This window comes from Parasphingorhabdus halotolerans (assembly GCF_012516475.1).
Classification (GTDB): Bacteria; Pseudomonadota; Alphaproteobacteria; order Sphingomonadales; family Sphingomonadaceae; genus Parasphingorhabdus; species Parasphingorhabdus halotolerans.
Map to the genome: position 1 here is coordinate 665,863 of NZ_CP051217.1, position 24,275 is coordinate 690,137.

At 51.5% G+C, this 24,275-nt stretch carries 22 protein-coding genes and 1 pseudogene; 8 read left to right on the forward strand and 15 right to left on the reverse strand.

From position 1 onward, the window contains the following. Genes rapZ through HF685_RS03215 form a run of 5 tightly spaced genes read left to right on the forward strand, consistent with a single transcriptional unit; the run spans position 1 to position 2,911 of the window. On the forward strand, positions 1 to 951 hold the full coding sequence (rapZ, locus tag HF685_RS03195; protein WP_168821162.1) for an RNase adapter RapZ: 951 nt from the start codon (positions 1 to 3) through the stop codon (positions 949 to 951). Between the two features lie 5 nt (positions 952 to 956). Further along, complete coding sequence (locus HF685_RS03200; RefSeq protein WP_168818274.1) at positions 957 to 1,361, forward strand: PTS sugar transporter subunit IIA; 405 nt, start codon at positions 957 to 959, stop codon at positions 1,359 to 1,361. Next, positions 1,358 to 1,636 (forward strand): HPr family phosphocarrier protein, encoded by a 279-nt coding sequence (locus HF685_RS03205; RefSeq protein WP_168818275.1) that lies wholly within the window; start codon positions 1,358 to 1,360, stop codon positions 1,634 to 1,636. Before HF685_RS03200 ends, HF685_RS03205 begins: the two co-directional genes overlap by 4 nt. A gap of 5 nt (positions 1,637 to 1,641) precedes the next feature. After that, positions 1,642 to 2,442, forward strand: coding sequence for a TrmH family RNA methyltransferase (locus HF685_RS03210; protein WP_168818276.1), 801 nt, complete (start codon positions 1,642 to 1,644; stop codon positions 2,440 to 2,442). Between the two features lie 55 nt (positions 2,443 to 2,497). Next, on the forward strand, positions 2,498 to 2,911 hold the full coding sequence (locus HF685_RS03215) for a hypothetical protein (protein ID WP_168818277.1): 414 nt from the start codon (positions 2,498 to 2,500) through the stop codon (positions 2,909 to 2,911). A gap of 12 nt (positions 2,912 to 2,923) precedes the next feature. Here the strand turns inward: HF685_RS03215 and HF685_RS03220 are convergent, their stop codons facing one another. The 3 genes from HF685_RS03220 to recR form a co-directional block, all read right to left on the reverse strand. Then, entirely contained in the window at positions 2,924 to 4,261 is a 1,338-nt protein-coding gene (locus HF685_RS03220; protein WP_168818278.1) for a DNA recombination protein RmuC, read from the reverse strand. A 175-nt stretch (positions 4,262 to 4,436) separates the two neighbouring features. Next, the gene (gene def / locus HF685_RS03225; protein ID WP_168818279.1) at positions 4,437 to 5,009 is read right to left on the reverse strand and encodes a peptide deformylase; all 573 of its coding nucleotides are present in this window, start codon (positions 5,007 to 5,009) and stop codon (positions 4,437 to 4,439) included. Between the two features lie 48 nt (positions 5,010 to 5,057). Beyond that, complete coding sequence (gene recR / locus HF685_RS03230; protein ID WP_168818280.1) at positions 5,058 to 5,660, reverse strand: recombination mediator RecR; 603 nt, start codon at positions 5,658 to 5,660, stop codon at positions 5,058 to 5,060. Between the two features lie 235 nt (positions 5,661 to 5,895). Between recR and fmt the strand changes: the two are divergent. Next, positions 5,896 to 6,800 (forward strand): annotated as a pseudogene (fmt, locus tag HF685_RS03235) (methionyl-tRNA formyltransferase). After that, the gene (truA, locus tag HF685_RS03240; RefSeq protein WP_168818281.1) at positions 6,797 to 7,552 is read left to right on the forward strand and encodes a tRNA pseudouridine(38-40) synthase TruA; all 756 of its coding nucleotides are present in this window, start codon (positions 6,797 to 6,799) and stop codon (positions 7,550 to 7,552) included. Before fmt ends, truA begins: the two are co-directional and overlap by 4 nt. On the opposite strand, the gene HF685_RS03245 is transcribed toward truA, so the two are convergent. The 12 genes from HF685_RS03245 to HF685_RS03300 all read right to left on the reverse strand — a co-directional run bounded on the left by HF685_RS03245 (position 7,538) and on the right by HF685_RS03300 (position 23,175). Next, positions 7,538 to 9,433, reverse strand: a complete 1,896-nt coding sequence (locus tag HF685_RS03245; protein ID WP_168818282.1) for an XrtA/PEP-CTERM system amidotransferase — start codon at positions 9,431 to 9,433, stop codon at positions 7,538 to 7,540. The two genes, truA and HF685_RS03245, sit on opposite strands and share 15 nt — an antisense overlap. 10 nt (positions 9,434 to 9,443) lie before the next feature. After that, positions 9,444 to 10,994: an exosortase A gene (gene xrtA, locus HF685_RS03250; RefSeq protein ID WP_168818283.1), complete on the reverse strand. Its 1,551-nt coding sequence runs from the start codon at positions 10,992 to 10,994 to the stop codon at positions 9,444 to 9,446. Further along, positions 10,991 to 12,214: a TIGR03087 family PEP-CTERM/XrtA system glycosyltransferase gene (locus HF685_RS03255; RefSeq protein ID WP_211051331.1), complete on the reverse strand. Its 1,224-nt coding sequence runs from the start codon at positions 12,212 to 12,214 to the stop codon at positions 10,991 to 10,993. Before HF685_RS03255 ends, xrtA begins: the two co-directional genes overlap by 4 nt. Continuing rightward, complete coding sequence (locus HF685_RS03260; RefSeq protein WP_168818285.1) at positions 12,214 to 13,287, reverse strand: FemAB family XrtA/PEP-CTERM system-associated protein; 1,074 nt, start codon at positions 13,285 to 13,287, stop codon at positions 12,214 to 12,216. Before HF685_RS03260 ends, HF685_RS03255 begins: the two co-directional genes overlap by 1 nt. Further along, on the reverse strand, positions 13,284 to 14,183 hold the full coding sequence (locus HF685_RS03265) for an XrtA system polysaccharide deacetylase (RefSeq protein WP_246218719.1): 900 nt from the start codon (positions 14,181 to 14,183) through the stop codon (positions 13,284 to 13,286). The genes HF685_RS03260 and HF685_RS03265 overlap by 4 nt, the downstream gene beginning before the upstream one ends. Beyond that, on the reverse strand, positions 14,158 to 15,405 hold the full coding sequence (locus tag HF685_RS03270) for an XrtA/PEP-CTERM system-associated ATPase (protein ID WP_168818286.1): 1,248 nt from the start codon (positions 15,403 to 15,405) through the stop codon (positions 14,158 to 14,160). The genes HF685_RS03265 and HF685_RS03270 overlap by 26 nt, the downstream gene beginning before the upstream one ends. 36 nt (positions 15,406 to 15,441) lie before the next feature. Then, positions 15,442 to 17,061, reverse strand: a complete 1,620-nt coding sequence (locus tag HF685_RS03275; protein ID WP_168818287.1) for a porin family protein — start codon at positions 17,059 to 17,061, stop codon at positions 15,442 to 15,444. 2 nt (positions 17,062 to 17,063) lie between these two features. After that, positions 17,064 to 17,981 (reverse strand): AAA family ATPase, encoded by a 918-nt coding sequence (locus HF685_RS03280; RefSeq protein WP_168818288.1) that lies wholly within the window; start codon positions 17,979 to 17,981, stop codon positions 17,064 to 17,066. 10 nt (positions 17,982 to 17,991) lie between these two features. Continuing rightward, a complete protein-coding gene (locus HF685_RS03285; protein WP_168818289.1) occupies positions 17,992 to 19,539 on the reverse strand; it encodes an XrtA system polysaccharide chain length determinant in 1,548 nt (515 codons plus the stop codon). 41 nt (positions 19,540 to 19,580) lie between these two features. Next, positions 19,581 to 20,237: an XrtA/PEP-CTERM system exopolysaccharide export protein gene (locus HF685_RS03290; protein ID WP_168821166.1), complete on the reverse strand. Its 657-nt coding sequence runs from the start codon at positions 20,235 to 20,237 to the stop codon at positions 19,581 to 19,583. A 173-nt stretch (positions 20,238 to 20,410) separates the two neighbouring features. Further along, positions 20,411 to 21,646 carry a pyridoxal-dependent decarboxylase, exosortase A system-associated gene (locus HF685_RS03295; RefSeq protein ID WP_168818290.1) on the reverse strand — a complete coding sequence of 412 codons (1,236 nt, stop codon included), beginning with the start codon at positions 21,644 to 21,646 and terminating at the stop codon, positions 20,411 to 20,413. After that, the gene (locus HF685_RS03300; RefSeq protein ID WP_168818291.1) at positions 21,643 to 23,175 is read right to left on the reverse strand and encodes an acyl-CoA ligase (AMP-forming), exosortase A system-associated; all 1,533 of its coding nucleotides are present in this window, start codon (positions 23,173 to 23,175) and stop codon (positions 21,643 to 21,645) included. Before HF685_RS03300 ends, HF685_RS03295 begins: the two co-directional genes overlap by 4 nt. A gap of 53 nt (positions 23,176 to 23,228) precedes the next feature. Here HF685_RS03300 and HF685_RS03305 point away from each other — a divergent pair, with 53 nt between their 5' ends. Next, complete coding sequence (locus tag HF685_RS03305; protein ID WP_168818292.1) at positions 23,229 to 24,248, forward strand: GNAT family N-acetyltransferase; 1,020 nt, start codon at positions 23,229 to 23,231, stop codon at positions 24,246 to 24,248. Positions 24,249 to 24,275: the final 27 nt, after the last annotated feature.

The window sequence follows — 24,275 nt, forward strand, 5'->3', positions numbered from 1 at the left end:
ATGGTTTCCCAAAGCGCAAAAAGGGTGTTGTTGGTGACCGGATTATCCGGTGCGGGAAAGTCGACTGCGATAAAAACACTGGAAGATGTTGGTTGGGAGACGATAGACAATTTTCCGCTCCGGCTGGTCGAAAGATTGCTCAAGACCCCGCCCTCCAGTTCCCGGGAAAATAATGATCCGCCATTGGCACTAGGCTTCGATAGCCGGACCCGCGGCTTTAATCCTGATACGCTGATAGGCAGGATAAAGAAGCTTCAGGAAAGCGAAAATTTTCTCATTTCCACATTGTTTTTGGATTGTGCAGGCGGTGAAATCGAAAGGCGATATGCCGAGACTCGGCGCCGTCACCCGCTGGCTCAGGACCGTCCAGCGGCTGAAGGCATTGCAATGGAGCGGTCTCAACTCGAACCATTTCGTCGGTGGGCGGATCATGTGATTGATACAACCGGTCTGTCTGCAAATGCTTTGGAAAAAGAAGTCAGACAGCAATTTGAATTGGAAGGCTCCGGTACGACAACCGTCACCATCACCAGTTTCGGCTTCTCCAGGGGATTACCGAATAATATCGACCTGCTGTTTGACGTGCGGTTTCTCGCCAACCCGTTTTGGGAACCAGAATTGAAATTGATGACCGGTCTCGATGCGCCAGTCGCGGAGTATATTGCCAAGGACCCTTCCTATCACGAAGCCCTGACCAAGATTGAAGACTTGCTTAAGTTTTTACTGCCAAAATATCAGGCAGCCGGAAAAGCTTATGTCAATATTGGTATTGGTTGTACCGGTGGTCGTCACAGATCAGTACATGTCGCAGAAACACTCAGCAAAAACTTGCGTAAAGCTCGATTTTCGCCCACGGTTTCACATCGAAATCTGACATCACGACCAATGGACGCTTTGGAATCTATGTCTCAAAATTCGGCATCTAAAATTGACGAGAACAAGGGAATTTGACTGTAATGATCGGCTTGGTTCTCGTTACCCACGGACAGTTGGCGACCGAATTTGTCATCGCTATGGAGCATGTTGTCGGTCCACAAAAGTCAATTGCGGCTGTTTGCATCGGGCCTCGTGATGACATGGAAGAAAAACGCGAACAGATCGCCAGTTCCATAGCGAAAGTAGATGATGGCCACGGCGTAATCATTCTGACAGATTTATTTGGCGGAACGCCATCAAATCTTGCAATCTCATTGCTCGACAAAGGCAAGGTGGAAGTGATCGCAGGTGTTAATTTGCCGATGCTGATCCGCCTGGATGGTGCGCGTAAAAAAATGAACATTGACGACGCTGTGACAGCAGCAAAAGAGGCGGGTAAAAAATATATCAGCGTTGCATCCGAAATATTGGGAAGCGACGCATGAGCGAGCATCGTAAATTGGTGGAAATCACTAACAATCGGGGCTTGCATGCGCGGGCCAGCGCCAAGTTTGTAACCTATGTCAGCAAGCTTCCGGACGGATTGATCGTGAAAGTCGCCAAAGACGGGTCCGAGGTAACCGGTACATCGATAATGGGTCTGATGATGCTCGGCGCTGCAAAAGGTGATAGCATCGAGATTATTGTCGAGGGCGAAAATGCGGACGCGGCATTAGAGAAATTGACCGGGCTGGTTTTCGACGGTTTTGGCGAAGACTGAAAGATATGCGCCGACAAATAACCGGTTTTTCCAATCCGACAATAAAGCGACTGAAAAGCCTGCGCGAAAAAAAATATCGCAAGCGTGAAGGCCATTTTCTCGCTGAAGGTCTGCGCATCTTGACCGAGGCGCTGGACGCCGGAAAAACGCCCAAATTGCTGGTTGTCGTGGAAGATACGCAATTGCATCCGCTGGCGCAAAAGATTGAAGAAGCCACAGTTGCCAGCGGCGGCGAAGTGATCGAAACCAGCGAGGCGATAATTGCCAAACTTTCGGGCAAGTCCAATCCGCAATCAATCATTGGCATATATGAAGATCACGCCACTGCGCTGGCTGACATTGATCGAACGGCATCCAATATCTGGCTGGTCGCCCAATCGCTGCGTGATCCGGGCAACCTCGGAACCATCCTGAGGACGGGTGATGCAGTGGGTGCTGGCGGGTTAATCCTTGTCGATGATTGCGTAGATCCCTTTTCGGTTGAAGCCGTGCGCGCGAGCATGGGGGCTATATTTACGCAAAGCGTTACATCAACATCGTGGGGCGATTTCCTGGAATGGCTACGTCGTGGTGATGGACAACTCATCGGGACAAGCCTGAACACCGACGCTGACTATCAAGCGATACGCTATCAAGCTCCAACGTTTCTGCTGGTCGGCAATGAAGCACAGGGCTTACCCGCCGAATATGAACAAGAATGCGATGCCCTTGTTAAGATGCCGATGATGGGAAAAGCCGACAGCCTGAACGCGGCGGTCGCGACGGCCGTTATGGCCTATGAAGTGCTCAATCAAGCCCGGAAATAAGGCAAATTATGTTTTGGCGTGGCATCGTGCTACGGTCCCCGTGGGGAGAAGTTTCATGTTCAAATACGCCGCGTTGTTGCCGTTTGCCGCACTGGCACTTGCCGGATGTGGCGAAGAGAAAGAAGCGCCGCCTGCCGTTGAAGAACCTTTGGGGGCCTATAAAGCTGGTGGCACCGAACCAGGCTGGTCTGTGAACATTTCAGAAAACACAATGGATGTGACCGCCAGTTATGGTGAGGATAAATTCTCTATTCCGATCAATTCCTCTCGAAAAACGGCGGATGGCTGGATCGTGAAAGGCTTTGATGACAAGCATAATATGAACCTGACGATCATGACAGGCAAGGAATGCAATGATGGTATGAGTGATCGCGTATATGCCGATACCGTGACCGCAACGGCTGGCGGCATTGGCACTCTGGAAGGGTGCGGCGGCGACATCACCGAAGGCGGCGACACTGCGCCTTGAGCCTAACGCAGCCTATTCGGCGGCCTCATCTTTCAATTCGCGATCATCTTCAATTAGCGCAGCTTCGACGTCTGTTGAATAGCGCGGTAGCGCTTCAATTTCGGGGACAGGCTCTAGGTCTTTTTTGCCGGTTTCAATCTGTAGCTCGGCAAATTTGCGACCTGTCGCCATGATATTGCGTTCAAAACTGCCGACAAATTTGTTATAATTACCAACTGCAGTGCCCAGGCCTGACCCCATGCGCTTCAGATGTTCGCCCGCAGTCGCGAGCCTATCGTACATTTCTTTGCCCAATTGACCAATTTGCTTCGCTTCAGCCGCCATTTTCTCCTGCCGCCATACGCCTGCAACTGTGCGGGCAATGGCTACGAGATTGGTTGGTGTGGCGAGCAACACTTTTTTCTCAAAAGCATGGTCCCAAAGTGTCGGCTCATGCTCGAGCGCTGCGGCAAGAAAATGTTCGCCGGGTACAAACATGATCACATAATCCGGCGCATCTTCAAACTGGTCCCAATAGGCTTTCTTTGAAAGCCCATCGATGTGGGTTTTCATCGACAAACAATGCCGTCCCATGGCAAAACTGCGCGCATCTTCGTCATCGGCCTCAAAAGCATCTTGATAATCGTTGAGCGAAACCTTGGCATCAATTACCAGTTTGCGTCCGCCAGGCACGCTGATAACCGCATCAGGGCGCAAACGACCTTCTTCGGTATCAATGGATTGTTCCGTTACAAAGTCGGTGTGCTCGGACAATCCACAGGTCTCGAGAACATTTTTAAGCTGTTGCTCGCCCCAGCGACCGCGGGATTTGGGCGCATTGCGGAGCGAGTTGACGAGGCGCGCCGCCTCTTGTTGCACCCTGTCCTGCCCTTGCCGGACCTGCTCGATTGTCGCGGTAATCCCGGCGTATGATTCGGTGCGCTCTTTCTCGATCTTGGTAATTGATGCTTCATAGGTTGCCAGTCTCTCATGCACCGGCTGGAGAAGTTTAGCGATTTTCTCGCCGCCTTTTTCGTTGGCCTGATCGAAACGCTGGTCCGCGCGTTCCAGAAACTGGCGCTGAGCGGTTTCGAGCATCTTGGAGCCGATTTCTGAAAACTGCGCCGACAATGCCTCTTTGGCTTCGATCATTTGCTGCATCTGCTTTTCATGATTGCGCACATCCGCCTGCAGCGCCGCGAGTTCAGTTTTTGCAGCGTCGCGCTCATCGCGGACGCCATCCAGTGTAATGCGCAAGGCATCAGCAGTTTCAGCAGCCGTCTTTGCCGGTTTTCCGCCGACAAACCAACCAAGCGCGAGTCCTCCGAGAAGGGCGATCACGATGCAAATTATGACGACTACGGGATCCAAACCACTGCCTTTTCAATAGGAACGAAAAGAGAACTTAGCCCGGGTCGAAGAGGGTTGCAACTGCCAATTCATCATCCCGGACTTGATCCGCAATCCAGAGCGTAAGAACACAACGTCAGGTGGCGTGCGGCTCTGGTTACTGAATCAAGCTCAGCATGACGAACTGTATGAAAACTTAAGCAGCAATCCCATGTTCTTTGCGCTGTTTCTCGAGCTTTTTGAGCACCATCTTGCGTTTCAGACGCGAGAGGTGATCGATGAACAAAATCCCCTCCAGATGATCCATCTCATGCTGCAAACAAGTCGCCAACAGACCTTCGAGCCGCTCTTCATGCTGCTTTCCCGTTTCATCCTGCCAGCGCGCTGTTATAATCGCGGGGCGTTCGACATCGGCATATTGGTCGGGAACCGAGAGGCAGCCTTCGTTGTAAACATTCAAATCCTCAGACGGATCAAGAATTTCCGGATTGATGAATACACGCGGGTCGTTGATCACTTCATGCTGATGATCACAATGTTCTCCGTGCTCGTGGTCGTGATCGTGGGGCACGGGTTCCTGGAGATCGATAACCAAAATTCTCTTGGCCACGCCAACCTGAATGGCGGCAAGCCCGATGCCAGGCGCGTCATATAAGGTTTCAAACATGTCTGCGATTAGCGTTTTGAGTTCGTCGTTAAACTCGGTAACGGGTTCAGACACGGTTTTCAGGCGCGGATCAGGCACCTCGATGATCGGTAATATAGCCATGACCGAAATTTAGGGATTACAAGGAGATTCGTCAACCAGCTCCGCGCGTCATTCAGCGTTGATCGGTCGACGGGCGCGCAGGGCTTGTGCCAGCGTTCCCTCGTCCAGATAATCGAGTTCACCACCCACGGGAATGCCGTGCGATAACTGACTCAATCTAATGGGATAATTCTCCAACCGCTCGGCGATATAATGCGCCGTCGTTTGCCCTTCCAAAGTCGCGTTCATGGCCAGCACCACTTCATCAATACCACCGGCATCAACACGCCTGATAAGCTTGTCTATCGCGATATCTTCTGGCCGCACACCATCGAGAGCCGACAGTTTCCCGCCAAGCACATGAAATTTTCCCGGAAACAGACGTGATTTATCCAGTGCCCAGAGATCGGATACTTCTTCCACCACACAAAGCGATTTTTCGTCCCGGCGCGGATCATTGCAAATCTGGCAAGGATCCTGCGTATCGACATTACCGCATATCCCGCAGCTGACAAGGCGTTCATTCACCCGCTCCATCGCCGCCAAAATCGGCCTCATCGCGGTTTCAGGGCGCTTTAGAAGGTAAAGCACCGCCCGCCGCGCCGAGCGCGGACCCAGGCCGGGTAGTTTGGCGAGGGCCTGAACCAGATTTTCAATCTCTTGCGATGCCATGAATGGTCATTAGGAGCAGCCACTGCCCGCTGCCAAGTGCAAAATTGCTGTCCTACACTCAAGCACGCGGATAAACCTTTCTAAATGAGCTTTGACTTTTTCAATTCGGTAGTTTTTCAAGAGAATATTGGACGCAGCAGTCTGACTGGGAGTTGCAGTAATTTATTTTGCCATTAGGGGTTGTGACCCTGTGTGACCCTATCGGGTTCTGACCATGAAAATTGAGGAACAGACATTGCGAATTGCCTTCATGGGTACTCCTTATTTCGCGGTACCGCCGCTGAAAGCCTTGCACGCCGCAGGGCATGAAATTGCCGCTGTCTATTCACAACCGCCGCGTCGCGCTGGACGTGGGAAGAAGCTGACCCCTCGCCCGTTCAGAAAGTAGCCGAGGAACTGGGGCTCGAAGTCCGCACACCCGTATCGCTGAAAGATGATACCGCGCAGGCGGAATTTGCAGCACTCAATCTCGATGCGGCGGTTGTGGCGGCCTATGGGCTGATATTACCGCAAGCCGTTCTCGATGCTCCGAAAATGGGCTGCCTGAATATTCATGGCTCCCTGCTACCCCGATGGCGCGGTGCCGCTCCTGTACAGCGGGCGATATTGGTTGGGGATGAAGAGACAGGCGTTACGATTATGCAGATGGACGCAGGATTAGATACCGGGCCAATGTTGCTAAAATGGGTGACACCTGTTGATCGTAAAACCGCTGGTGAGCTGACTGATGAACTTGCAGGAAATGGCGCAAAACTCATGGTTCAATATCTTGCAGCGCCCGACAAATATCCTGCCGATGTCCAGGATGATGCGCTGGCAACTTACGCCAAAAAAATTACCAAAGAGGAAGCACGACTGGATTTTGCCCAAAGCGCCGAACTAGTGGAGCGACAGATAAGAGCATTTAATCCAATGCCGGGCGCATTTTTTGAATATGATGGCAATCGCTATCGGATACACGCGGCAGAAATCAGCGAACAATCGGGTGAAGTCGGAGTAACTATCGACGGTGAACTTAAAATTGGATGTGGCAGAGGTTCGATTAGGCCCACACTCATTCAAAAGGCCGGTAAGCCAGCCATGCAGCTCAAAGATTTTCTTAACGGCACAAAAATTCCTGTCGGCACGGTCTTGCAATGAGCCGCTATGCGCTGACCATAGAGTATGATGGCCGTTCGTTCATGGGCTGGCAGCATCAAGATCACGGCCCCAGTGTCCAGCAAACTATAGAGCAGGCGATCAAAGGCATCACCGGGCAAGACATAAGGGTCTTTGCTGCAGGTCGCACAGATGCCGGGGTTCACGCTTTGGCGATGCGCGCGCATTTCGATCTAGAAACCCACCTGTCCGCATTTCGCCTGATGGAGGGTTTTAACGCCAAGTTACGCCCTCATCCGGTTGCGATATTGGCCTGTGAAGAGGTTGATGAAGAATGGCATGCGCGTTTTTCATGTATTGGTCGGCGCTATGTCTACAAGATTACAAACCGGCGTGCGCCCTTGGCCTTAGATATCGGGCAAAGCTGGCAAGTGGCGCAGGAACTGGATAGCGATATCATGCACAAAGCGGCGCAACATCTAGTTGGCGAGCATGATTTCACAACATTCCGTTCGGTCAATTGTCAGGCACAAAGCCCAGTGAAGACGCTGGACAGCATTTCCGTCACTCGCTTTGGCGAAGAGATAGAAGTCGAGGTCGCCGCGCGGTCCTTCCTTCACCATCAGGTGCGTTCGATGGTCGGGTCACTGAAACTGGTCGGAACCGGAAAGTGGAATGGGCAGGATTTGAAGAACGCTCTGGTTGCTAAAAACCGCAATGCTTTAGGCCTTAATGCGCCGCCGGATGGATTGTTCTTCGTCGAAGCAATCTATCCCAAATCAGAGATTGAATAGCCGCACTAGCGATTTGTCGAGTATCAACAATTGCCACAACAACCGGCTGTTATCGGACTTGCCTGCGATATGATCATCGGCGACCTTGCTGAGTGCTTGCGGATCAAACCAGCCCATGCGGGCCAAAGCACCAGCCTTGGCAATGCCTCGGGCTTCCTCAGCCAATGGCCCGCGAAACCATTGTGCGATCGGCGTTACAAAACCCATTTTGGGGCGGTAGAGAATATCTTCCGGCAGATAGCGTTCCATCGATTTCTTAAGCAGATACTTCCCCTGCCCTTTACGCACCCGAAGATTGGTCGGCAGTTTAGCGGCAAATTCCATCAGCTTGTAGTCCAGCAACGGCTCCCGCGCTTCCAGACTAACAGCCATGCTGGTGCGATCTACTTTTGTCAGGATATCGCCGGGAAGCCACATTTTCATGTCGGCATATTGCGCTTGATCGAGACCGTTCTGAGCGGGCGCGCTTTCCATCAGGTCGATCATTTGCGATTCGCCTTTGTAGCCGCCAAGCTTGGCGACCATCTCGTCGGAGTATATCGTTGTTCGCCCAGCAGGTGTCGTTACGCCCACAGCCTCTGCATAGCCCTCTGGCCCCGTCCTTGCGAGCGACAGCAGGGTTGATTTCGCACGAAAAGGACGGGGCGCCCAATCAGCCTTGGGATAGACCGACCCCAACCATCCCAATGCTGGCCCCCGAATAAATTGCGGGATGCGCCCTCTCACCTGCTCTTCAGCGTTGTGAAAAACATGGCGGCGATACCCGGCAAGCGCCTCATCCGCTCCATCACCGGAAAGTGCAACAGTCACGTTCTGCCGCGCGAGTTCACACACACGATAGGTTGGCAATGCCGAACCATCGGCAAAGGGTTCGTCGAAATGATCGGTCAACGTATCAATCAAACCAAAATCATCGGCGGCAACGGTCCGCGAACGATGATCTGTCTTGAAGCGTTGCGCTATGCGCTCAGCATAACCTGTTTCATCGAGTGATGCCTGATCGAAACCGATAGAACAGGTCTTCACCGGTTGGCGGCTCTTTTCAGACATGAGAGCCACAACCGCACTGCTATCAACCCCGCCGGAAAGAAACGCGCCGAGAGGAACATCGGCGATCATCCGAAGACTCACCGCTTCTTTCATCAATGCGACGAGCTCTTCTTCCAGTTCACCCGCAGACGCCTTGCTCCGCTGACTGAAATCCATATCCCAATATTGGACGGATTGCGGCTCCGGTTTGCCCTGCTCCAAAAGCAGATAATGGCCTGCCGGTAATTTCTTCACGCCCTTTAAGAGCGAAATTGTATCGGGAACATAGCCGAACGCTAGATAATCATCGACAGCGCGCAGTTCCGGCTCGCGGCGGAGCAACGGATTGGCCAAAAGCGCTTTCAGTTCAGAACCAAAAATCACGCTGCCATCCGATACCGGCGCATAGAATAATGGCTTAACGCCCAGTCGATCCCGCGCCAGAAAGAGCTGCTTTGTACGTTGGTCAAAAATTGCAAAGGCAAACATGCCGTTGAGATGTTTCAGGCAATCGACACCCCATTGCTTGTAGGCATAGAGAATAACTTCGGTATCGCCTTCAGTCCGAAAGACGTGGCCCTTTGTTTCCAGTTTTGCCCGCACTTCCTGAAAATTGTAAATCTCGCCATTGAAGCTGATTACCAGCGCCTCATCGGCAGTCAGCATAGGTTGCGGACTTCCCTCGATATCAATTATGGAAAGTCGACGATGCCCCAAACCAACACCGGGCGCAGTCCAGATACCCGAACCATCCGGGCCGCGGTGCGCCAGCCTGTCGGCCATTTTCTTAAGGCGTGCCGGGTCAACAGGTTTAGCCGTCTCCAGATGAAAAATTCCCGCAATGCCACACATGATGTGCGCCCTAGCGCAGCCCTGCCATTTCGTCAGCCAATTTATCGATTGGACCCAAATCGCTCAGGAATTGATCGATTGCTTGGCGCTGGTCCCTGTCATCCGTTTTTTCCGCCGACACCAGTACAGCAACTGCTTGCTGATTGCCGCCAAGCAACTTCATTTTTAACGTTTCCAGCTTCACTGCGGTGCCGCTTCCGGTCAGCTTGTTGCCGATCCGGTAAAAGGACAGCACGTCTCGCGTCACCGGACCCGGCGCGGTTATTTGCAACGCCGTGGCACCTACCGGTGCAGGGAGGTCGCGGCTCCATGACCAATCTGACTCAGGATCAAAGGCGCCCTGCCCGTAGCCCACAATCTCACGGCCATCTTCCTGCTGATCAAATACGGATATCGCGAGATCAACATTTTGGCCGGTGGAGGCATTACGATATCGTCCAAGGAGAGAATGATTGGCGCCATCAAACCTCGGTTTCCAAGAGAATGCTGGATCATACGAAACGATCTCCCAACCCGCGACCTCCGGCAATGCGATATTTTCGGGAACTTGGGAGGATTGTGACGCTAGAATGGAAGTCCAGAGAAACGGAGTCGTTACAATCGCCAATAAAACGACGATGGCATATTTTGGCGTCAGCTTAGATTTTCTGAATTCCAGAGCGTTAATTGCTTCACCTTCAATCATCTTCTCGTCGATCTTGCGATCAAAAAACGGCCACCCAATTGCCATGACCAGCACCAAAACAAAGGCAAAGAAGAACCAGCCATAAAATATATGATCAAAGCCAGATGCGAAATCAGTAGAGGTGTGATGGGCGATATAGATTGTTCCAAAAGCGCGGATGCCATTCGCCAATATGGGCATGACCATTGCCGCCAGCATAAACAGCAAACGTCGCTTCCAGCTTTGAAAACAGACATTGCTCACTAACGCTCCATAAGCGATCATCGCGATCAGAAATTTTACACCTGAGCAAGCCTCTGCAACTTCAAAATAGCCGGTCGGTGTTGAGATAAAGACCCCATCAATAAATGCGGGGATTGCCGCCCAATCTAAAAATACCATCGACATTTTGGCTGTAATGGTCTGCAAAAAAGGAACAAGCTCTTCGCCGAATGGCACCAAAAAAAAGCTGTAGAATAAGGGAAATACAAGACCTCGGGACACTTTGGGTCCGAGCAGGGTTATCGCTGCGCCTTGCAGCATCATGATCAATCCCAGTTGCCGCGCAAAAGACACGCCTGCAGCTTCTCCGAGCAGCCACCCGATCGACGCGATGCCAACCCAAAGCAGGCCGGGTGTCCAAATCTGTGGTGCAATTTTCTTCAATTCATCGCTGCGTTGCTGAACCAGCCAGTATAATATCGGCACGATCAACAGGCAGTGATTATAGGTAGAAATATCCCACCACGTCGCCATCATATCCCACGCATCGCGCCATAACAGAGCGAGGATGATTGCCGAGGCGATAACCAGTAATTTCAAATGCTCACGCCAAATCGAAAGGCGAACGTCCGGAGCATTGGCTTCAAATTGAGTATTTACTGCCGCGCTGTTCATTCAGCCGCTTCCGCAAACTGGTGGTCATCGAGGCCGCAAATACCGGGCAGCTCAAATAGCTGATGTTCCCAGCTGTATTGATCGCGGACCAGCTTCGCGGCATTGCTTCCAAGCCAATCAGCCTCGGTTGGGTCTTCAAGCAAGTTACAAATAAGCGATGCTTCCTGTTGGATGTTCTCGGCGACTAGAAAATGCTGGCCATGTATGGCATCAATACCCTCGGCAGCATCACCGGATGCTACGACTGGCTTGCCCATCGCCATCGCTTCGAGAATCTTATTCTGGATACCGCGAGCGATACGCAGCGGCGCAACAACGACATCAGCCGCCTTTAACCAAGTACGGATATCGTCAACAGCGCCCACGACTTGGGTGCCATTTTTGCCGTCCAGTCCCCAAACAGCTTCCGTCGGTGCTCGCCCGACTATCGCAAATTGCGTATCGGGGAAATGCACGAGAATTTTTGGCATGACGTGTTTGGAGAAGCTTGCGACGGCTTCTATATTTGGCCGATAGTCCATTTGCCCAGTAAAAACTAGCAATGGTCCAGCACCTCCCAGCTTGGTTGTTTCAACAACCTCTGGCCGGTAAAATTCCAGATCTATTCCATTGCCGAGCGCCATAATTTTGGCAGTGCTCAAACCGGAACGTTGCTGGAACAATTGTGCTTCAGCGGTGCTGACAAAGAGAGATTTATCAGAACGTGCGCCAGTCTTATACTCAAACGCTTTTAACAAACGTCCTTCGCGTTTATTAATCCATGACATCGGCCAGTAGCCTTCATCGCCATAGCTTTCGAACTTCGCGCTATCGACATCGGCAAAATCCATTATCACGCGACCAGAGAAGCTATCAGGGATGTATTGCGCCATTTGGCCGGAAAACACGAAGATGCAATCAACGTTGCCATGATTGATTAATCCACCAATCCAATTCTGCAGCTGTTTGCTTCCAAATGAAGTAACCGATATTGACTTGCCCGAAACCAGCGCCTCAATGCCCGCCATCCATTGTGGCTTCGTCCTTCTGACGATATGACAGGACGTCAGACCATTTTGCAGATCGCTTGTTTCAGCAGCCTCAGCTTCATCATCAGCAAAACATGCCAGATGCACTGGCGCGAACTCCATCAGTTTCCGCAGAATATGGTGCGATCGTATTTTGTCACCGCGATTGGGAGGCCACGGCACGCGGTGTGTCAGGAACAATATGTCGCCCATCAACCGAGGCCTTTTGCTATCACCGGCCCCAGACGATTGGCGATGGAAAGTGGCAAGCGCTGCCATAGCGCAACTTGCAGTCGATATTTCGGGCTCATCGGATTCACGTCCCGCGCTTCTTCGCCATTGGCTGTGCGAATGGCATATGAAAGCGGCTTTGGCTCAAAGCCCCAGTTTTTTTTGAACGAATAAGCGCCGGTGCCAACCTTGGAACGACCAAAATCAAATTTGCTGCAACCACGCCCCCGAGCGTGATTCATCAGCGAATAATACATGACGTCGTTAGCACGGAGCCGGCGCGCATCCCGTGTGCCTCCGCCCCAATAGGGCATTGCGGTTCCATTATGGTAAAGACTCAAAACGCTGGCGACAGCTTTGCCACCAGATTTAACAGTCAAAATATCCGCATGATCGCCAAATTGGTCGAGCACTGCATCAAATAGGGCTTTGGGAAACACCGGCGTCCCAAGATTGCGAACACTTTCGGCGTAAACGGCATAGTGATCGTCGCGGTCTTGCTGGGCATTACCAACAGAGACGGTTAATTCATTTTTGAGACCTTTGCGGACTTCTGCCCTTTGTTTGCGAGGAATGGCCAACAACTGCGCTTCATCATCGGCGGCCATGTCGCAAATAAAGCCGGCATAGACACCTTCCTTGTTTTGCCACTCTCCGGTCGGACTTGGTCCACCGCGCAGTTCAACGCTAGGGAAGCTATGGCGCTCGGCGAAATTCCAGCTTTGCTGAGCGAGCAACTGAGTTGCCAGATCATCACTGCTCAAAATACCGCCGCCAACTGCGAAGCCAGCTGAAACCAAGGCTCTTCCAAACAGGTTGGAATGGATCAGGTGGAGCGGCAGAATGCCGACAAGTTCGCCATTACCGTTTTCCGCCAAAACATAACGCCATCCATGTCCGCAAGCGTCCGAAACAGCGCGCACCCAGTTCGGCCTGTGAAATGCTGTGCCATCAGGATGTGCCATTACAAATGCGTCGATACGCCGAAGTTCGTTGGTGTCGTTTTCACTTAAAAAACGTGTGGTCAAAGAGACTGGTTTAAATAGCATATTCATCGTGCCAGCTCCGTTTCCAGCAAAGCAAGCCGATCTACCCTGCCCCAATTTTGATCTTTCAGTGCACGCTCCAATTTACCTTCCATAGCCGACAGCTGTGTATAATGGCGCAATTTTGATTTTAGAGAAGCGTTCTCAACGCGAGGCTGATCCGGGTCAATTTCCCAAGGATGAAAATAGAAAATTGCGCCGCGACCATCGTCCCGATGCATTTTTTTGACCGCCCAGTCATACAGCGCATAAGGCAAAAGTCTAAAGAAACCGCCACCTCCAGCAGCTAAAATACGCTGCCCTACTTTGACTGTGGTAACCGGTAACTCAATCAAATCTGATCCGGGTACCGGCTTCCAGGCAAAGCGCGGAGAGCCTTCCCAGCCGTAGTGATCGTGCTTGATCGGCGCGACACTGGAAGAATAAGCATAGCCCTGTTCAGCTAAAATTTCATGCGCCCAAGGCGTACGTTTGTCGATTGAGAAGCTTGGCGCGCGATAGCCTGTAACGGTCTGACCCGAAGTGTCTTCCAGAATTTTGCGGCTACGCTCAAGATCTGCACGAAATTGGTCGGGGGTCATGGTAAAAACGCGCCCGTGATCATATCCATGACTCGCGACCTCATGCCCGGCACCGGCAATCCGCAACATTAGTTTAGGATAGCGCTCGGCGACCCAAGCTAAAGTGAAAAAAGTTGATTTCACGCCAGCGCGATCAAATAATTCAAGCACAGCGTCAGTGTTCCGCTCAACCCGGTGGTCAAGCGAATCCCAATCGGCACGATCGATTACAGTTTCAAATGCTCCCACCTGAAACCAGTCTTCGATATCCACCGACATGGCGTTGAGCAGCGCATGAGCATCTGCCTTTTTGAAAGATTCAGGCCGCGCGTCCTGCATTGACATAGCTTTCCTTGCTCCGGATATCGCTTTCGACCCAATCCACCAGCATCGTCAAGACGCGGTGCAGGTTTTCTTCTTGGCCGTTCATTCGCGATTCAAGCAATGACAAGCGTTTTGACACAATATCTACTCTTGCCACGACACCCTTGTCAGGACTGCTCACTGATGCCGATTCGGCTTTTAAAGATTCTGGTTGTGGCGAGACCTTCGGATTTTCCGCTTCACTGACGATGCTGCGCAAAGCTAACACGTCATTTGGCTCTGCATTGTTTGCAGACTTGCTAACTGGTACCGATTTTTCAGCTTCTTCAGTCGGTGCGGGAGCAGTTTTTGCTTTCGCCGGCTTCTCCCACAATGGGCTCTTGGCAGCGACATCGGGAGCGACCGGCGCCGCAGGAGTAGAAATTTCCACCTTATCGCCGTTCAAGTCGGCAAGCACGCGACCCAGTAACGGTTGGTCGATCAGTTCAACTTGCTCGACTGCGCCCATCAACAACACTCTGCTCATCAAAGTATTGATTTTGCGCGGTACACCTTGTGTTTCTGAATATAGCACGCGGAAGACGTCTGACGTGATCTTTGGACGCCCAGACCAACCGCTCTTCGACAAGCGATGCGTGATATAGGGTTCAATCTCATCAGCGCCCATTGGTTCCAGATGATGATGCGCAATGACCCGCTGACGCAATTGCTCAAGCTGGTTGGAGTTTTGCAACATATCGCGAAACTCAGGCTGACCTAGCAAGAATATCTGTAGCAGAGCCTGACCGCCGAGCTGAAAATTGGAAAGCATGCGCAATTCTTCAAGCGCACCGGTAGGGAGGTTTTGCGATTCATCGACTATCAAAAGGCAGCGACGACCATTGCGCGCTTCACTGTGCAAGAATTCCTCAATCGCACTAAGCAACTGGGCCTTATCCATGTTGTCGGTATCAATATCGAAATGATTGGCTGCAACGCGTACAATATCCTGGCTGTCTAATTTCGTTGTTACGATATTAGCAGCGGTCAGTCGGGACTTGTCGATGGTCGCCATCAAGTGGCTCACCAGAGTGGTTTTCCCCGCCCCGACATCGCCAGTGATTACGATAAAGCCCTCGCCTTGCGCCAGACCATATCCCAAATAGGACAATGCTTTACGGTGAGTCAAACTCTCAAAATAGTAGTGCGGATCCGGCGTGAGCTGGAAAGGCCTGCTATTAAGTCCATAATATGTTTCGTACATTGTCTTTATCTCCAACCAATTCTGGCGATGATGCTATTAAAAATCATATCTTAGGCCCAGAAGAGCCGATGCTGTAAGTTCGCTGTCAAACCCATCCTGCTGGAAGCTATCAAGACCAACCGCTGCAGAGCCTGACAAGCCTGGAATTATCTGACGATAATAGGCCGCATTGGCTCCAAGGCCGAGTACATTGGGAGCACCCGCAAAACCGCTGTCCAGCAAGTTTGCGTAAACATTCGCATCGAAACTGGATCGCTCGTCGATCTGCGTGCCGATAGCAAAGTTTGCATAATAATTTTGATCCACGAGACCATCAAATCCAGCCAATGCGCCAAATTGCGAGGCAATATAGGTGCGGCGCGAATAACCGACTGCGACTGAAGTGTTCCAGCCGCCATAGTTATAAGCCAACTGGCCATTAACGCCGCGTGCGCGGAAGTTGGACGATGCTACTGATTGCAGCGCATCATTGAAGCACAGGCTACTTGTCTGACCAAAGGCACAGCCATTGAGTTCTCCACTTAGAGGATTTCGGTTGCTAGAGAAACTGGTCCCCAGCGATGCAAGGTTGTTATTGAGCAAACTACCAAAGCCGGTGACGGTGTCATAAACCGACACATTCAAAGACGTGTTTTCATTAGGCTGATACCCAAGGCTACCGGCATAAGTGGTACTGCCATAGCGCTGGCCCACACGCGCTTCGAGCGATGTCCGCCGGCTTGGGCGCCACATAACACCAGCATCCCAGATTATACCATCTTGGTCATAAGACAAAAGTCGCGGCGACGCTTCGTCAGTGACCAGACGACCGTCATCACCTACAATCGGATCACCGTTCACATCACGCAGCGCATCACGCTCGGATATTTGAATATCTTCGTAGCCAATACCTCCGACAAGCGCCAATGTTGGCGTCACGGGAACGGTTACATCAGCTCGCGCATATTTGCCTTCATAGCGCTGATCCAGTTGTCCGGAATCTTCACGCTCCCAGCCACCGCCAACGGACCAGCCAAACGGCAATTCGCCAGGCTGCATACCGACGCTTGCGCTTGCAGCGTGGCTGACGCTGTCGTCAAATACGTCAATCGGTTGCTGGCCAGTCGGTAAAATGCCAGCATCTTCACTCTCGACCTTGGTATAACCAACACGGTAAGCAGCGTTTACATCAAGCGCGCCAACATTGGTTGCAAGCGTTGGCCCGGCGTAAACTGAATATACCTGAGTGACGTTATCAATATCACCCACAAGGTTCGATGGTGATTGGCCGCGCAGATCTATCCGGCTGCGCGTCGCCAAGGCGCCCCCTTCCAGAGATAGAACATTCGGTACAACCTGGACATTACCGCGCGCCAGACCGCTGAAAATATCATCATCGTTCAAACCGTCGGAATAAAAGAATCTGCGTTCATAACGCAAATTGACTTGTGCTTCTGCCTGACGCGTTGTGATTGAGGTTTCAATGCCTGCTGCCACACTGGTATAGGTCAAAACATCGGTACCATCCTTGAGGTCCGCTACCAATATCTGCTGCACTTCCAGATAGGGAGCAACTTCAACATTTCGGTCACGCGCATGCGCTGGCTGCGCAGCAATTGCCATGAGAGGCGACAGCAGCGCGCCGAATTTTAGAATATTCATCGTTTTCGTGGTCATGGTTACTCTCCATATCCGTAATAAGATCCAAACCGGCGACCGGTTGGCGAGAACTTCGTGCCATTGAGAAGGAGTTGGATGTGATCACAGCCAGCCATCAGGCTCAGCGCATCGCGCAGGGCTGTTTCAGTGGTTTCGTCGGCTTTTACAATCATCAGAACTTGGCCAACATGAGTCGCAAGAACAGAAGCCGGAGAAGCAGATAATACCGGTGGTGAATCGAAAATAACGATCCGGGTCGGATTATGCTGGGTTAACCGGTTGAGCACTTGCTCGGTGCGTGACGACGCGAGAAATTCGGTATCGTTATTGGTCTGATCGCCCGCTGGCAGGATTGCGAGACCGGGAATATCAGTATGAATTATGCAGTCTTCGACCGGCAAATCCGGATCGGCGAGTGCATCCATCAAACCCTTGCTGCCTTCAAGACCAAGGCTGGACAATATACTTGGCTTGGCAAAATCAGCATCAACCAGCAGCACTTCATTATCTTTTTCAGCAGCGATCGAAAGGGCCAGATTGAGGGCACAGAAAGTCTTGCCTTCATTCGGGTGCGCCGAGCCAACCAATATGCGCTCGCCATGCGGCACCGGCGTTCGCTTGGAATTGCCTTTGGCGGATAACAGCAGCTGACGCTTAATAATGCGAAATTCTTCCGAAATTCCGGTAACCGGTCCGTCTGGCACAATGAACCCGGCTTCCCGCAATTTGTCACGATCAACAATGACCCTCGGGCCATCATATACTGGTGCAGACCGGCGAGCGAACGGAACCATCTGTTGTTGATGCAATTCCGATGGCAGAATCTCCGGCGCATAATTTGGTGTTACACCATCACGGCGTACCGGAACATAATCATAGATTTCGCCTGCACGTTCGAGCAGTGATCCTGATTTATTGAGAGGGTTATATTTGTTCATTTCCGTCTCCTCAGGCCACCATGCCGCGCTGGATAAATTCAACGACCATCAACAGGGCAAACACCCCGACCAAGGCACAGCCGGCGCTGTAAAACAGTCGCATCTTCTTTTTCCGCAATTCACGTTGTGCACTGGTGAGAATAGTCGAAACCGAACCAATCACCGGCAAGCCGCTCGCTTTTTCGAGCTTGGCTGCTGTGGGATAGCTGGTTTGCAATTGACCGAGCGCAAACGCAGTACCGACACCGCCACCAAGTCCGGCAAATAATACCATCGCTAACAACAGCGGCCGATTTGGAGCTGCGGGCGTACGAGGGCTGGATGGCGGATCAATGACTTTAAATTTTACCGAATCCGTTTGCGATTCGACTTGTCCGCGAAGTTTGATTTGCTCGCGGTCGGCAAGAATTTTGTCATACTGCTCTTTCAACACTTCATAATCCCTGTTGATTCGAGACATCTCGGCAGCAACACCTGGTTCAAGTGATTGTTTTGAAGCCAATTGCGCCATATCCGCTTGCAACGCACTTTTACGGGCCTGCAGCGCTGCAACCGAAGCTTGACGTTCTGCACGCATGCTCTGCAGCGAACTATAAGCTGGGTTTGGAGTCTTGTAGCTTGATGGGCCGCTAGCCGATGCGGTGCCCCCGCCCGCCGCGCGAATGGCCGCAATCTGGCGTTGAATAGCAATAACATCCGGATGCTGGTTGGTTTTGCCGGCCGCGCGAGCGGACGCCAAGTCACCTTGGGCCTGCGATAAAGCAGAACCGCCGCCAGAGGATCCACCGCCGCCAAATACTGGCGTAGAAATGGTCGATGGCGTTCCAGCCAGTTGTCCATTTAAAGCTGCCAGTGAGCTTGACGCCTGGCCAAGCTGGGATTCGATTTGGCTCAGTTCAGCGCGCGATGCTTCCATGCGTTGGCTGATCGAACCTATGCCAGGCAACAATCCAAGATTTTCGGTTTCAAACTGCACCCGTTTCTGTTCCGCTTCCTGCAAATCCTTTTCACGGCTGGCGAGCTGGGCATCTAGGAATTTAATCGTCGAATTTGTTTCATCGCGGTCACCAGAGAGATTTTCTTCAACGAAAATGTCGATCATCTTCTGAACAATCTCACGAGACAGCTTTGCGTTTTCGGCATCCGACAAATTGCTAGCCGACGATGTCGCCGTTATTTCGAAGAGATTGTCTTTCTCGGATTTGATTTCGATATTCTTGCGCAGCATCTCAACTTTGCCAGCAAGTTCCCGATCACTGGCAACCGAAAGATTGAGATCAGTGCCGCGAACAACTTTTTCGAGATTAATCGTAGAAGCCAGAGTTTCCTGAACGCGCTCCATATTTTTCGCACGTTCACGGGCGTCAACACCTACTTTGTCCGACAGGATCGACTGCATTTCCACAAAAACGCGAGCCTTTGATTCGTAACCATTGGGAATGAGCGCGACGACCAGCCAACCCAGAAGGCAAAGCCCCCAGGCAACAGCAAGTGCCATCCAGCGCCGGTTCCAGACGCTGTGGATTGCTACTCGAATTTCGTCATAAAGGCCGTTCATCAGTCGTGCCGTTCCCTAAATAAAATGGATCAGTTCAAAGTTCAAAACATGCTCTCAGGAATGATGATCACATCACCCGGACGCAGCATTACGTTGGCTTTGGTGTCTCCGCGTTTCAGCAGATCGCCGAGCCGCAATGCATATTCCATCTGCCCGCCAGTGCCTTGGTTCGAGCGAATCAAACGGGCTTTGTTGCCCGAAGCAAATTCAGAAAGCCCACCCACCGAGATCATCGCATCGAGCAATGTCATATTTGCACGGTAAGGGATGGAAGCCGGTTTCTCTGTCGCACCAACAACACGGATTTGCTGCGAGAAGGTCCCGGAGAAATTATTTACGATAACCGACACTAGCGGCTCATTGATATATTGTGAGAGCTGTAGTTTCAGATCTTCCGCAAGCATGGCCGGCGTTTTGCCTACAGCTGGCATGTCGGTAATCAGCGGTGTTGTGATCCGGCCATCCGGACGGACTTGAACCTTTGCGCCCAGCTCCGGGTTACGCCACACAAAGATCGTCAGTTCATCAAGCGGGCCAATGATATATTCATCGCCCGGCCCTTCCTGCATGGACACAAAGGACGCGGGCGGTAGTTGCGGCCCTGATGACACGCCGGTACAACCTGCCAGTGTCAGAGACGCCAGACCTGTGCCGATAAATAGTTTCGGTAGGCTTTTGTTTTTAAACGCAGAATTCATCTTCATCACCTCGTTTTTGCCCCCATGTGAGTTGCCAATTTTCGTCAAAAAAATGGGCGGATCACGCAAAGTCACGAGATGGCTATGCTAGAAAATAGTGAAGATAGCGTTAGGATTACCTGAATTTCAGATTAACAATCAACCCATTGAAGGATTTTACATCGCGTTAGAAGTCAATCGATTAGTATCTCTTTTGCTGGCCCCTGACCGAGAAAATTCGCAGGGCTTGCAGTCGCGCCATAAGCGCCTGCGCAGAAGATCGCGACGATATCACCGACATTGGCCTTTGGCATGGCAGCATTGTCAGATAAACGGTCCAATGGTGTACAAAGGCAGCCCACTATAGACACTGTCTCAGTCGGCTCGAAATTATATTTCGTAGCGATTGCAGCTGGATAGTTTCGGCGAACGACTGTTCCGAAATTTCCGCTGGCAGCCAGCTGATGATGCAATCCGCCGTCCGTTACCAAGAATGTTTCGCCACAGCTTTGTTTGCGGTCAACGATTTGAGTGAGATAGACGCCCGCTTCGCCGACAAGATATCTACCCAACTCGATAGCGAACTGGGTGTCTTGAAGAATTATCGGCAAATCACCCAGTTGCGCTTTCAAGGCATCTCCGACTCTAGCAATATCCACTGCCTCATCGCCCGGGAAATAAGGGATTCCAAAACCACCGCCGAGATTTACGTGCTCTGGTGCCGCACCAATATCATCAGCCAGTTGGGCAGCAAGCGCGATGGTTTGGGTCTGCGTTTCTATAATCGCATCAGCCTTCAAGGCTTGGGAGCCAGCAAAAATATGAAATCCCCGCCAGTGCGCACCCGCTTCGATTATTTTCCTGACCGTAGACGCAACCAGCTCGACATCCATTCCAAAAGGCTTGGCACCACCACCCATCTTCATTCCCGAACCCTTGAGATCGAAGGTCGGGTTTACGCGAATAGCCAGCTTAGGATTCTGGCCTGCGCCTGCGCCAATCAACAAAGCACGATCACATTCGGTTGGCGACTCGATATTTATTGTCACACCCGCTTCTATGGCGCGCAGCAATTCCTCATCGCGTTTGCCGGGGCCTGCAAAACTGATGTGCTCGGGTTTCGCCCCAGAAGCCAATGCCATCAAAAGCTCTCCCGCCGATGCGATATCAATCCCGTCAGCCAGTGAAACCATATGTTTGAGCACTGGTCCAAATGGATTGGCCTTCATCGCATAGTGAATATTTAGCTTTTCCGGCATCGCTGCCCGCAAGTCGGCCATGCGACGCGTAAGCAATTGTTTGGAATAGACAAACAACGGTGAACCATGTTGACGCACCAACGCGCTGGCCATAGCGCCGCCAATTGCCAATTCTTCGTGCAATGTGTCATACCCAGCCGGTATCGGACCAACGGGCTTAACTTTGTTCATAGTGTTTCAGCCTCTGCCAGTGCATTTCTATCCAGCTTCCCGTTCGGGTTTTTGGGAAACTCCTTCATCACGATAATATCGCGAGGGTGCATAAAATTCGGTAAATTGCGTTTTAGATAGGTCGCAAGCTGGCTTGCAACTTCATCAGAAGGCCCATCTGATCTCACCAAAAGCTTTATCGCATGTCCAAGTCGCTCATCTGGTACACCAAGCGCCACCGCCTCCACAATCAACCCGGATTCCACAGCTGCTTCTTCGATCTCTGTCGGGCTGATCCGGTTACCGGAACTTTTGATCATATTATCAGCGCGACCAATGAAATAGAGCAAACCATCGGCTTCCCGGCGGACAGTATCGCCAGACCAAACCGCCAGGCCGCCATATTGCGATGCATTTGGCGCGGGTTTAAATCGCTCTGCCGTCCGTTCTTTATCTTGCCAGTATCCCTGAGCCACCAATGGTCCGGCATGCACCAATTCGCCTTCTTGGCCGATTGCCGCAACTTCGCCAGAGTCACCAACCACCATGATTTCGGCAAATGGTATCGCTTTGCCCATGCTGGTTGGATTATCGTCAATCAATGCCGGATCGAGATAGGTCGAGCGAAACGCCTCGGTCAGACCATACATCGCAAAAATATCAGTCTTGCTTCCAAATATCGCGCGCAGTTTCTTGACCAAAGTAGGTGTCAAGGCGCCGCCGCTATTGGTTAGTCGTCGCATCGCTGCAACCGCATCATTTGGCCACTCTTGCTCGACCAACTGCACCCAAAGTGGTGGAACTGCTGCCAAGGTCGTGATTCGTTCCCGGGCACAGGCCTTTATAACATCGCGGGGGGTGAGATAATCCAAAGGCACTGCGCAGCCGCCCGCGTACCAAGTTGAAAGCAATTGGTTTTGGCCATAATCAAAACTTAGCGGTAAAACGCATAGAGTGCGATCATCAGTTGCGAGCTTTAAATATTCCGCAACGCTTATTGCGCCCAAACTTAAATTGGCATGGCTAAGCATAACGCCTTTGGGATGCCCGGTTGAACCGCTGGTATATAGAATCGCCGCAAGATTTTCTGTATCACATGACGGGCTGTTCGCTTCCAGAATTTCACCCGATTGATCAAGCTTCTCATCCAATGACCTGTCTTCAACGACCGCACATCCTTCTATCGGTTCGTTTTCAACGGTCTTTGATCTGCCAGCATTGGTAACCATCAGTTTAGCGCCGCTATCATCGATGATATGCCGCACTTGTGCTGGTCTTAAGACCGGATTGATCGGAACATGCACTAACCCCGCCCGCACGGACGCCAGCGGCATCAAACAAGCCATTTCTGTTTTGGGCAGCCATGATGCAACGCGAGCACCCTGCTCCAAATTCCGGGATTTTAACCAAGCGGCAAGCTTTCCCACACGATGATTTAACATCTTGTAGCTAAGGGTTCCCGAACGCGTGACCAAAGCGGGAGCATCCGCATTCCTCCCAAGCGCAAGTCGGTCTAGCGGAAAAGCAGTTTTGTGTGATTGAGTGTTCAAATGCAAAAACCTATGGGAAGAAGAACGAAATAGTGTCAGGCACTACCTTAACCATGAACAGTGAATATCACGATAATTTTCAGTCAGCGCAAGCGGTTGCTGGTGAAAAGCTCGGCCGATCCTTTCAAAAGTCACTTTTTGATCGGATCGAATGGGTTGATAAACTGCATAAGGTCTGTCTCGCGGACAATCGGCCGCTGATTGTATCCAGCGAAGAAAACGGCGCTCAGGCCTGGATGTTTCTGATTAAAAAGGGCTGGGGCAAACATACGGCGCTCGCCAACTGGTATAACTTTACGTTTCGGCCGATATTCACTGGCGATTTTGATGAAGTCACAAAATTGGCGCTGCTAGCGAGCTTGGCAAAGACGCTAAAAGCACATTCGCACTATATTGAAATTGCACCGGTTTCAGAAGAAGACGCCGCCGCGAGTCTATCTGAACGCGGGTTTGAACAGGCTGGCTGGATCGTCTTTAAAACCAAAGTGGATAATAATCATATATTGCGCGTAAAGGGCCGGACATTTGACCAGTATTGGTCTGAAAGGCCCAGTCGCCTGCTCAACACCGTACGACGCAAGGCAAAGAAAAATCTGGTTTCGATAAGAATTGAAACCAGTTTTTCCGCTGAGCATTGGCACGATTATCTTGATGTTTATTCAAAAAGCTGGAAACCGGAAGAAGGTAATCCTGATTTCCTGAAAATATTGGCACAGCAAGAAGCGGAAGCAGGGTGCTTACGCTTAGGTTTGGCCTATATTGACGGTGTTCCGGTCGCAGCACAATTCTGGACGGTTGAAAATGGCGAGGCGCTTATCCATAAACTTGCGCATGTTGAAGATGCTACACGATCGTCCCCGGGAACGCTGCTTTCTGTTGCCATGTTCCAGCATGTGATAGACATCGACCAAGTAAACCTTATTGATTTTGGCACCGGCAACGATTCCTACAAGCGCGAATGGATGGAAGAAGTTCGCGACCGTTATCGTCTGGAGCTTTTCTGGCCCAATCATCCATTTTCTTGGCTTCCGATCATAAAACGATATGCGTCAGACCTTGTAGGAAAGCGTTGATCCCTCTAGGGATGCGCCGTTATTTGT